This window comes from Streptomyces sp. CBMA123 (assembly GCF_014596465.1).
In the GTDB taxonomy this organism is placed as follows: Bacteria; Actinomycetota; Actinomycetes; order Streptomycetales; family Streptomycetaceae; genus Kitasatospora.
The window spans coordinates 1-10402 of the sequence record NZ_MECK01000189.1 but is presented as its reverse complement, the minus strand read 5'-3'; the positions used below and the strand labels follow the sequence as shown (position 1 = coordinate 10402).

General features: G+C 71.9%; 9 protein-coding genes and 1 tRNA gene. 3 read left to right on the top strand and 7 right to left on the bottom strand.

What is annotated here, in order from left to right; all coding sequences use genetic code 11:
• Positions 1 to 127: 127 nt before the first annotated feature.
• From BG452_RS21315 to BG452_RS21300, 4 genes are all read right to left on the bottom strand, one after another.
• Positions 128 to 679 carry a SigE family RNA polymerase sigma factor gene (locus tag BG452_RS21315; protein WP_188305940.1) on the bottom strand — a complete coding sequence of 184 codons (552 nt, stop codon included), beginning with the start codon at positions 677 to 679 and terminating at the stop codon, positions 128 to 130.
• A 65-nt stretch (positions 680 to 744) separates the two neighbouring features.
• Positions 745 to 2028: an Ig-like domain-containing protein gene (locus BG452_RS21310; protein ID WP_317621162.1), complete on the bottom strand. Its 1284-nt coding sequence runs from the start codon at positions 2026 to 2028 to the stop codon at positions 745 to 747.
• Positions 2029 to 2217: 189 nt separating this feature from the next.
• On the bottom strand, positions 2218 to 2550 hold the full coding sequence (locus BG452_RS21305; RefSeq protein ID WP_188305939.1) for a hypothetical protein: 333 nt from the start codon (positions 2548 to 2550) through the stop codon (positions 2218 to 2220).
• Between the two features lie 573 nt (positions 2551 to 3123).
• Positions 3124 to 4524, bottom strand: coding sequence for a cystathionine beta-synthase (locus BG452_RS21300; protein WP_188305938.1), 1401 nt, complete (start codon positions 4522 to 4524; stop codon positions 3124 to 3126).
• A 222-nt stretch (positions 4525 to 4746) separates the two neighbouring features.
• Between BG452_RS21300 and BG452_RS21295 the strand changes: the two genes are divergently transcribed.
• The 3 genes from BG452_RS21295 to BG452_RS21285 all read left to right on the top strand — a co-directional run bounded on the left by BG452_RS21295 (position 4747) and on the right by BG452_RS21285 (position 8326).
• Complete coding sequence (locus BG452_RS21295) at positions 4747 to 5808, top strand: SGNH/GDSL hydrolase family protein (protein ID WP_188305937.1); 1062 nt, start codon at positions 4747 to 4749, stop codon at positions 5806 to 5808.
• 64 nt (positions 5809 to 5872) lie between these two features.
• Positions 5873 to 7093, top strand: a complete 1221-nt coding sequence (locus BG452_RS21290; protein WP_188305936.1) for an acetyl-CoA C-acetyltransferase — start codon at positions 5873 to 5875, stop codon at positions 7091 to 7093.
• A gap of 288 nt (positions 7094 to 7381) precedes the next feature.
• The gene (locus BG452_RS21285) at positions 7382 to 8326 is read left to right on the top strand and encodes a hypothetical protein (protein WP_188305935.1); all 945 of its coding nucleotides are present in this window, start codon (positions 7382 to 7384) and stop codon (positions 8324 to 8326) included.
• A gap of 92 nt (positions 8327 to 8418) precedes the next feature.
• On the opposite strand, the gene BG452_RS21280 is transcribed toward BG452_RS21285, so the two are convergent.
• From BG452_RS21280 to BG452_RS21270, 3 genes are all read right to left on the bottom strand, one after another.
• Positions 8419 to 8787 carry a hypothetical protein gene (locus tag BG452_RS21280; RefSeq protein ID WP_188305934.1) on the bottom strand — a complete coding sequence of 123 codons (369 nt, stop codon included), beginning with the start codon at positions 8785 to 8787 and terminating at the stop codon, positions 8419 to 8421.
• An 89-nt stretch (positions 8788 to 8876) separates the two neighbouring features.
• The gene (locus BG452_RS21275; RefSeq protein WP_188305933.1) at positions 8877 to 9743 is read right to left on the bottom strand and encodes a Bax inhibitor-1/YccA family protein; all 867 of its coding nucleotides are present in this window, start codon (positions 9741 to 9743) and stop codon (positions 8877 to 8879) included.
• Between the two features lie 142 nt (positions 9744 to 9885).
• Positions 9886 to 9967, bottom strand: a tRNA-Leu gene (locus tag BG452_RS21270).
• Positions 9968 to 10402: the final 435 nt, after the last annotated feature.

The window sequence follows — 10402 nt, the reverse complement described above, 5'->3', positions numbered from 1 at the left end:
GTCCGGCGCCGGGCGCGGCGCCGCCGGGCCCCGGCGATGACCGCCGCGGGCTGCGGTGCGGCCGCGTCCGGGTCCTCGTTCCTGAGCAGTTCTCCGAGTCTGTCCTCGAAGAGCCTGTCCTCGAAGCTCATACCGTCACCTCGATCTGCGTCGTGGGTCCCGCCGGGCCGCCGGTGCGGTCGGCGAGTTCGGGGTGTGCGCGCAGCTTCGACAGCGCCCGGTGGAGGGTGCTCTTCACGGTGCCCCGGGCGATTCCCAGTTCGGCCGCGATGTCGGCCTCGGTGAGGTCCCCGTAGTACCGCAGCACGACGACCGTCCGCTCCCGGCGGGTGAGCGTTCCCAACACCTGTTGCAGCAGGGCCCGTTGGGCCTGTCGCTCGGCCAGGTCCTCGGCCAGCGGCCGGTCCGGGGCGTGGTCGGTGGGGAGTTCGCGGTTGCACAGCCGGCGCCACCAGTCGCGGTGCTGGTTCACCACGATCCGGCGGACGTACGCGGTGGGGTCGTCACCGGTGATCCGGTGCCAGTGCAGGTAGGCGCGTTCGAGCGCCGACTGCACGATGTCCTTGGCCCGTTCGGGATCGCCGGTCAACAGCTCGGCCAGCCTCAGCAGCCGGCGGCCGTTCCCGGCGACGAACGCGCTGAACTCGGCGTCCTGTCGCTGTCTCTGCTCGCGTTTCACACCCACCTGACTCCTCGGGCGGACCGCGAGGTTCGGTCCGCCCGGGAGTTTTTCCCAGAGGTGGGTCAGACGGCGCTGCCGGCCTTCCAGTCGGCCCAGCTGAGGTTCCAGCCGTTCAGGCCGTTGTCCGGGGCGACGGTCTTGTCGCCGGAGTTCACGACCTCGACCACGTCGCCGACCATCGAGGACTTGTAGAACTTGAAGCCGTCCGTGCTGCTGTCCTGGGCGCCCTTGGCGTCCTGCAGGCCGACGCAGCCGTGGCTGGTGTTCTGACCGCCGAAGATCGACGACGAGGACCAGTAGTTGCCGTGGATGAAGGTGCCGGAGGTGGTGAGCCGCTGGGCGTGCGGCACGTCGGCGATGTCGTACTCGCTGCCCAGGTTGACGGTCTGCGAGTTCATCCGGGTCTGGGTGAACTGCTCGGAGATGACCATCTTGCCGCCCCAGGTGGTGTGCTCGGGGGCGCCGCCGGAGATCTTGTAGACGGCGCTGACCTGGCCGTCCGTGGTGACGGTGAGCTTCTTGGTGGCGAGGTCGGCGACGCTGGTCTGGGCCCGGCCGATGGTGAAGCTGACGTCCTTGGACTGGGTGCCGTAGACGCCCTTGGCGCCCTCGACGTCCTTGAGCCGCAGCTTGAGGGTGACCTTGGTGCCCTTGGCCCAGTACTCCTGCGGCCGGAAGTCGAGGCGGGTGCTGGAGAACCAGTGGCCGACGATCTCGACGCCCGGCTCGGCTATCACGGTGATCGCCGACTGGACGGCCTTCTTGTCGGTGACCGGCTTGCTGAAGTTGATCGAGACCGGCATGCCGACGCCGACCACCGAGCCGTCCTCGGGGGTGAAGTAGCCCACGAAGGTGTTGGCCGGGGTCGCCGTGGTGAAGGTGGCGTTGGCGTCCGCCTCCAGCTTGTCCTTGTCGACGCCGCTGGCGGTGACGGAGTACTTGGTACCGCTGGCCGGGGCCGCGGCCGAGGTCCAGCTGGTGTTGTCGGCGGAGAGCTGGCCGGCCAACTCCTTGCCGGTGGAGTCGGTGACCTTGACGCTGCTCAGGGTGCCGTTGCTGACGGTCACCTTGACCGGCTCGCTGAAGCTGGCGCCGGTGGCACCGTCCGCGGGGCTGACGGTGATCACGGCGGTCGAGGTCTTCGGGGTGCTGCCGCCGCCCGAACCCGGGGTGCCGTTGCCGCCGCCCGAACCGCTGCCGCCACTGCCACCGCTGCCGCCGTTGCCACCGCTGTTGTCGTTGCAGGCGGCGAGCAGCAGTACGGGGGCCCCGATCAGGCCCGCGAGCACTCCGCGTCGGCTCCAGTTGCTTCCGGCCACCCGCCCCTGACCGTCCCGTGCCGTCACGTCGCGTCTCCCTGCTGATCATCCCGGGCATTTACGGATACAGAAACGCAATCCGGCTGCCCACGGTTCCATCCCCGAAGGGTAAGCGATCGTATGAGATGACCCAACTCACCGCTGAACATGGACAAAACACCCGGCCCGCCGAAGGGCGGACCGGGCGTTCACGGGTGGTGACGGCACGAACGGCCGTTACTCGGCGGACTCCTCCACCGAGTACTCGTCCCACTCGTCGCCCTCAGGGTCGAACTCGGTCTGCGCCGACTCCCAGGTCGCCGAGGCCAGCTCCACGCCCGGGACATCGCCGAGCAGCGCGACCGGGTCGATGAAGTGGGCGAGCGAACCCGACGGGTCCACCTCGATGGCGTCGACGGACTGGGCCCGCTCCTCGTCGTCGAGGTACTCGTCCCCGGCGACCTGCTGCAGGGCCGCCGCCTTGAGCGCGCCCTCGTCGGTGATCTCCGCGATGAGCTCGATCTTGAGCTTGACGTAGCGCGGGGCGTCGGTCGTTTCAGTGCTGGTCATGCCAGCGAGCGTACGGGAACGAAGGCCCGCCGGTGCGCACGGGAGCGCCGGGGCCCCAGGGCGTACGGGAACGCCGGGGGCACCCGGGCGCACGGAAAGGGCCGGTCCCGTGGAACAGGACCGGCCCCACCGCTCTCCGGCTCGGCTCCCCCACCCGGGAGCCGCGGAGCCGCGCCGTACGGCGCGGTGTTCGCCCGCGGGAGCCACCACACCCTGTCGACCGGCCGCAGCCGGACAGGGGCGGGACGACGGCGCCTCCCGCGGAGGCCCCTCCCTCCGATACCGGTCGGGGAGGGCGGACACGGCGGCCGGGTCAGGACCGTCCGACGTGTCCGGAGCCGGCCTCGCCCGCCGGGGAGCCGCTCCCGGTGGTCCGCTGCCGTCTCGCTCGGCGTCTTGCCGTTGACCACCACGATGCCGGAGCGTTGTTAACCACGTGCTGCGGGCAGGTGACGCCGGTGTACCACTTCGCCCGTGGGCGGATCCTCCGGATCCGGCCACGGGCGAGCGGTGGTGAGCGGGCGTCAGCGCCGTCACCGGCGAACCGGCGTCAGCGCCGTCGGCGGCCGGGCGTCAGTGCGCCGCGCGGCCGGTCAGGAAGCCCAGCAGGTCCTGGCGGGTGACGATGCCCTGCGGCTTGCCCTCCACCAGCACGACCGCCGCGTCGGCCTTCTCCAGCACGGTCATCAGGTTGGTGACGGTCTCGCCCGAGCCGACCACCGGCAGCGGCTTGGACATCACCTTGTCCAGCGTGTCGGACAGCTCGATCTCCTTGGCGAAGATGCCCTCCAGCAGCAGCTTCTCCACCACCGAGCCGATCACCTCGCCGGCCATGATGTCGGGGTGCCCGGCGCCCGGGGAGACCACCGGCATCTGCGAGACGCCGTACTCGCGCAGCACCCGGACCGCCTCGGCGACGGTCTCGTTCGGGTGCATGTGGACGAACTGCGGGACGCCGCCCTGCTCGATGCTCTCCTTGCGGGCCAGCACCTCGCCGATGTGGGCCTCGTCGGTGGCCGAGGGCAGGAAGCCGTAGTCGGCCATCCAGTCGTCGTTGAAGATCTTCGACAGGTAGCCGCGGCCGCCGTCCGGCAGCAGCACCACGACGACGTCGTCCGGCCCGAGCTCGCGGGCGACCTCCAGCGCGGCCACCACGGCCATCCCGCAGGAGCCGCCGACCAGCAGGCCCTCCTCCTTGGCCAGGCGGCGGGTCATCTGGAACGAGTCCTTGTCGGAGACCGCGACGATCTGGTCCGCGACGTTGCTGTCGTAGGCGGTCGGCCAGAAGTCCTCACCGACGCCCTCGACCAGGTACGGACGGCCGGTGCCGCCCGAGTAGACCGAGCCCTCCGGGTCGGCGCCGACGACCTTGACCTTGCCGCCGGAGACCTCCTTCAGGTAGTTGCCGGTGCCGGAGATGGTGCCGCCGGTGCCGACGCCGGCCACGAAGTGGGTGATCTTCCCGTCGGTCTGCTCCCACAGCTCCGGACCGGTGGAGTGGTAGTGCGAGGCCGGGTTGTCCGGGTTGGAGTACTGGTCCGGCTTCCAGGCGTTCGGGGTCTCGCGGACGAGGCGGTCGGAGACGTTGTAGTAGGAGTCCGGGTGCTCCGGGGCGACGGCGGTCGGGCAGACGACCACCTCGGCGCCGTACGCGCGCAGGGTGTTGATCTTGTCAGTGGACACCTTGTCGGGACAGACGAAGATGCACTTGTAGCCCTTCTGCTGGGCCACGATCGCCAGGCCGACACCGGTGTTGCCGGAGGTCGGCTCCACGATCGTGCCGCCCGGCTTGAGGGCGCCCGAGGCCTCGGCGGCCTCGATCATGCGCATCGCGATGCGGTCCTTCACCGAACCGCCGGGGTTGAAGTACTCGACCTTCGCCAGCACTGTCGCGGTGATGCCCTCGGTGACCTTGTTCAGCTTGACCAGCGGCGTGTTGCCGACCAGGTCGATGATCGAGTTGTGGTACCGCACGGGGGTCCTCCCGGTCTATGGGCATGCGAGTGCATTCGGTACGGCAAGCCTAGGGCGTGGCACCCGCCCCGGCTCTCCCTTCCCGCACGACCGCCCCGCTCCCCCAATGGCCCACCGCCACCGGCACCCCCGGTACTCCCGCCCTCCGCGCGGGTAAGAGCGCTGTGCAGGCATGGCCACGGCCCCGGAGGGGGCGGTGCCAGGACGCGAAGGGGGCACCGGATGCCAGGGGTACAGGACTCGCGGGCCCGGGTGGCCCGCCGGATCGCCACCGCGGCGGCGTACGGCGGTGGCGGGCTCGGCCTGCTCGGTGTGGGCCTGGTCGGCGTGCTGCTGACCGAGAGCAAGCTCGCCATCCAGGCCATCGGCGTCCTGGAGACCCTCCCGCCCAAGGCCGACGGCGTCTACGGCGAGGCCTTCGCCGACCACTGCGCACCCCCGCGGGCACCGCTCGTGCTGGCCGTCCTCGGCGACTCCACCGGCGCCGGCCTCGGCGTGGCCCGCGCCCGCGAGACCCCGGGCGCGCTGCTGGCGGCCGGCCTGGCCTCGGTGGCCGAGCGCCCGGTGCGGCTGGTCAACGTGGCCCGCTCCGGCGGCCGCTCCGCCGATCTCTCCGGCCAGCTGGAGCAGGCCCTGCGGCAGCGCCCGGACGTCGCCGTGATCATGATCGGGGCCAATGACGTGACCCGGCACAGCCCCGCCCAGCTCGCCGTCCGCCAGCTCGGCGAGGCCGTCGCCGCCCTGCGCGCCAACGGCTGCGAGGTGGTGGTGGGCACCTGCCCGGACCTCGGGACGATCAAGCCGGTGCGCCCGCCGCTGCGCTGGGTGGCCCGGCGGCTGAGCCGCCAGCTGGCCGCCGCGCAGACCATCGCGGTGGTGGAGGCGGGCGGGCGCACCGTCTCGCTGGGCTCGCTGCTGGGCCCGGAGTTCGCCGCCCGCCCGGAGATGTTCGCCGCCGACCGCTACCACCCCTCCGCCCAGGGCTACGCCACCGCCGCGATGGCCGTGCTTCCCTCGGTCTGCGCCACGCTGGGCCTGTGGCCGGAGGAGGAGCGCCCGGGCTCCGCCGTCCCGGGCGAGACGGTGCTGCCGGTCGCGGTGGCCGCCGCCGAGGCGGCGGGGCGGGCGGGCACCGAGGTGGCCGCCGTGGACGCGGAGGGCCCGGGCCGGCGCTGGGCGCTGCTGCGCCACCGGCTGCGGGTCGGCCCGGAGGCGGCCCGGGAGGCGGGGGCCGGCCCGGGGGACACGTCGGCCAGCTCACACGCCGGCGCCGGTGACGCTTGAGCTACCAAGCGGTAGCTTTCCTCCCGGACCGCCAGTCCGCCGTCACTCAACGAGGAGCCTCGCAATGCCCGAAGCCGTCATCGTCAGCGCCACCCGTTCGCCGATCGGCCGGGCGTTCAAGGGCTCGCTCAAGGACGTCCGCCCGGACGACCTGACCGCCCACATCATCCAGGCCGCCCTGGCCAAGGTGCCGCAGCTCGACCCGCGCCAGATCGACGACCTGATGCTCGGCTGCGGCCTGCCGGGCGGCGAGCAGGGCCACAACCTGGCCCGCATCGTGGCCGTGCAGATGGGCATGGACTACCTGCCCGGCGCGACCATCACCCGCTACTGCTCCTCCTCGCTGCAGACCACGCGGATGGCACTGCACGCGATCAAGGCCGGCGAGGGCGACGTCTTCATCTCGGCCGGCGTCGAGACCGTCTCGCGCAGCATCAAGGGCACCTCCGACGGCATGCCGGGCACCATGAACCCGATCTTCGACGAGGCCCAGGCCCGCACCGCCAAGCGCGCCGAGGAGGGCGGCGGCGAGTGGCACGACCCGCGCGAGGACGGCCTGGTGCCGGACGCCTACATCGCGATGGGCCAGACCGCCGAGAACCTGGCCGCGCTCAAGGGCATCACCCGCGCCGAGCAGGACGAGTTCGGCGTCCGCTCGCAGAACCTCGCCGAGGCCGCCATCAAGGCCGGCTTCTGGGAGCGCGAGATCACCCCGGTCACGCTGCCGGACGGCACCGTGGTGAGCACCGACGACGGCCCGCGCGCCGGCGTGACCCTGGAGGGCGTGTCCGGCCTGAAGCCGGTCTTCCGCCCGGACGGCACCGTCACCGCCGGCAACTGCTGCCCGCTGAACGACGGCGCCGCCGCGCTGGTCGTCATGTCCGACACCAAGGCCCGCGAGCTGGGCATCACCCCGCTCGCCCGGGTGGTCTCCACCGGCGTCAGCGCCCTCTCCCCCGAGATCATGGGCTACGGGCCGGTCGAGGCCTCCAAGCAGGCGCTCCGGCGGGCCGGCCTGACCATCGACGACATCGACCTGGTCGAGATCAACGAGGCCTTCGCGGCCCAGGTCATCCCGTCCTACCGCGACCTCGGCATCGACCTGGACAAGCTGAACGTCAACGGCGGCGGCATCGCGGTCGGCCACCCCTTCGGCATGACCGGCGCCCGGATCACCACCACGCTGATCAACTCCCTGCAGTGGCACGACAAGCAGTTCGGTCTGGAGACCATGTGCGTCGGCGGCGGCCAGGGCATGGCGATGGTCATCGAGCGCCTCAGCTGACCCGCCCGCCGCTCCGAAGGGTCTGGACCACCCATTTGGAGTGACGCAGCGTAATTGAGGGCCGGATCACACCGCGAGGTCGATCCGGCCCTCTCTTCCGTCGTTCCCGGTCCGGAAATCGACACTGCGGAGCGGATCAACTCCACTGCGTAGAACGGTGTTACCTAACAATTTGGGGACAAGAGCGAAAGTCCCGGACGAATTAGACATTCGCCACTGCGGTAACAGCCCCGCATGGGGCAGTGTGGACACGTAACCCCGTTCCGCTCCTCGCTAGGAGTACGTTCCGTGAGCGCCGTCTACACCATCCTGCTGCTGATCCTGATCACCGTGTCGATCGCCGTGCTGCTCCGCCTCCGGGGGCTCTCCCGGCGTATGGACGCCCAGGCCTCGGCGGCCCAGGCCGGGCCCGCACCGGTGAACGAGGCGTCCATACGCCGGGCCGTCGCCGAGGCGCTCGCCGCCGACCGCGAGCGGGAGATCACCGAGGCCCGGGCCTTCTGGGCCGAGCAGGAGGCGCGCGCGGCCGAGGACGCGCCGCTGTTCGACTCCCCGTTCTCCGGGGCGTTCACCGGCACCGACGAGTGGCCGCTGTTCTTCCCCCGCCCCACCGGCCCGCAGGACGCCGCCGACAACGCCGGGACGATGGACCCGGAGTTCGGCGAGGCGCTGCGCTCCGCGCTGGAGGACCTGATCATCGAGGGCGGCACCGGCCCGTCCGAGCCCGGCACCGACGGCGGCGCCCCGCTGCGCCCCGGCAACCCGGTCGCCGAGACCGCCGGGGACGCCCGGGCCCGCCGCGAGGCCGACCTGCTGGCCACCGGCCTGGAGGCCGGGCTGCTGGACATCGAGCCGGCCGTGGAGGAGGCCCCGGTCGCCGCGCCCGACCCGCGCCGCCACCCCTCGCACCCCGACTTCGTGCCGAGCCAGGCCCCGTCCCGCGAGTGGACCGACACCCGGCTCGCCGCCCTCGCCGAGGAGGCCGTCGCCCTGGTCGACGTCCGCCCGGGCCCGCTGGGCACCCTGGACGTGTACGCCTTCGCCGACGGCACCACGCTCTGCGTGTCCCCGGGCGACCGGGAGGCCGCGTACCGGCTGATCGACGCGGTCCGTGCCGGTGAGCACGTCCGACTGCTCGGCGGCTCGCGCTTCTCCGGCTCGTACTCGCTGACCTTCTCCACCGACGAGGAAGCCGTCTACGTGCTCGCCGACCGGGTGGTCGCCAGCATCTGACGCCGTCTCGCCCACGCGGCGGGACCGGAGGCCGGCCGGGTCGAGGGGTTACCGACCCGGCCGGCCTCCGGCACGTCCGGCTCGGGACGGTCTCAGGCGCAGCGCCCGGCTGTCTCCCGCACCGCGGCCACCGCCCCGGCCAGCACCTCGCCCACCGCCACCGGGCCGTCCGGCAACGCCACTTCGGCCCCCTCGGGCAGCACGGCGAGCGCGGCCGCCAGGTCGTGCCCGGCGACGGCCAGCTGGTCCCCCGCCGCGAAGGCCCCGGCGTCCGGGAACTCCCGCTCCGGCCCGCCCTCCGCCGCCAGCGACCACGCGGCCAGCCGCCGGGCCAGCACCAGCACGGCCGCCGCCCGCGAGGCGTGCCCGGGCACCGGGCCCAGCAGCTTGCTCTGCGGCAGCGAGCGGAAACGATCCGCCAGTTCGTCGACGGCTTCGACCAGGGGCTGTACGTCATGCATGCAGAGGAGCCTAACCAAATGCCGCCGGGCCCCGGAGCGAAGTGCTCCGGGGCCCGGCGGCAGTGGGTGGCGACGACGCCAGGGGTGCGTCAGTCGTCGCCGCGCAGGATCGCGATCAGGCGCAGCATCTCCATGTAGATCCAGACCAGCGACAGGGTGAGCCCGAAGGCGGCCCGCCAGGACTCGCGCTGCGGGGCGCCCTGGGCGATGGCCTCCTCGATCGCCGCGAAGTCCAGCGACAGGAAGAAGGCGCCCAGACCGATGCCGATCAGGCCGACCACGATGCCCAGCGGGCCGGAGCGCAGGCCCATGTCGGCGCCGAAGGCCATCGCGACCACGTTGACCAGCATCAGCAGCACGAAGCCCAGGGCGATCGCGATGCCGATCCGCTGGTAGCGCGCGGTGACCCGGATCCGGCCGCTCTTGTAGGCGAACAGCATCGCCGCGAAGACCGCCGCCGTGCCCAGCACCGCCTGGATCACGATGCCGTTCAGCATGGTGTTGGCGGCGTGCGAGACGGCGCCCATCGCGAAGCCCTGGAGGGCCGCGTAGGTCAGGACCAGCGCCGGGCTGGCGTCGCGCTTGAACGAGACGACCAGGCCGACCACCATGGCCACCAGGCTGGCGGCGATGGCGAAGCCGAAGTTCTCGAACGGCAGCGTGAACCAGGCCACCGCGCCGGCGGCGACCAGGGTCAGCAGCGTCATGGCGGTGCGGGCGACCACGTCGTCGAGCGTCATCCGCCCGGTGGCCGCCGGGCCGGCCGACGGCCCGTTGTACATCTGGTAGAGCTGCTCGTCCGTCAGCGGGCCCTGCCCCTGCGGCTGGGCGTAGGGGGTGCCCGCGTAGGGGTTGCCCTGCGGGCCCCCGGCCTGCGAGGTGGTGCCGAACCCCGCGTAACCGGGCTCGCGGGTGAAGGACCCCTCCCGCGAGAAGACCGGGTTGCTGCTTCTCATTGCTCATTCCCTCCGTGGCGGCACTGCACCGCCCACGTACCAGGGTAATGGCTTGGCAAAAATTCCGGGATACGCCGCGAGGAGGATCCGGTGAACGACTCCCGGCGGGGACGCCGGTGGCGCCCCCGCCGGTCGTTTGCGGTGCCCGGAGCCGGACTCGAACCGGCACGGCCTCGCGGCCAAGCAGTTTTAAGCTGCCCGTGTCTGCGTTCCACCATCCGGGCGTCCTGCGAACCACCCCTGAGAGTAGTCGCCCGGATCACCCTTTCGCATGTTCCCAGCCCGGGAAGTTGTCATGTTTCCTTGCCATCTGACGAACTGTTCGGGATTCGGCCACGAAGCACGGTGATTCCGGCCACCGCGTCACCCTCAGGGTTCCCGTCATACCGCAGGAGGAGGGTCCCGCTCTCCCGTACGCCCAGCGGTGGTCGGACCAACCGTTCGACGGAGCGACGCAGAACCATGATCACGTCGCCGAGCATGGAGGTACGAATCCGCGGACCAGCAAGGAGCACCCCCGTGACCACGTCGACCGCAACCGCCGTCCGTACCGGCCTGGCGGCCGCCCGCGCCACCGGCCTCAACAAGGTCTACGGGGAGGGGGAAACCCGGGTCGTCGCCCTGGACAACGTCAGTGTCACCTTCCCCCAGGGCGAGTT

Excerpts from the sequence above, each read along its gene's own strand:
- BG452_RS21275 (WP_188305933.1), bottom strand. The coding sequence starts at position 9,743 with ATGAGAAGCAGCAACCCGGTCTTCTCGCGGGAGGGGTCCTTCACCCGC.
- BG452_RS21305 (WP_188305939.1), bottom strand. The coding sequence starts at position 2,550 with ATGACCAGCACTGAAACGACCGACGCCCCGCGCTACGTCAAGCTCAAG.
- BG452_RS21280 (WP_188305934.1), bottom strand. The coding sequence starts at position 8,787 with ATGCATGACGTACAGCCCCTGGTCGAAGCCGTCGACGAACTGGCGGAT.
- BG452_RS21290 (WP_188305936.1), top strand. The coding sequence starts at position 5,873 with ATGCCCGAAGCCGTCATCGTCAGCGCCACCCGTTCGCCGATCGGCCGG.
- BG452_RS21295 (WP_188305937.1), top strand. The coding sequence starts at position 4,747 with ATGCCAGGGGTACAGGACTCGCGGGCCCGGGTGGCCCGCCGGATCGCC.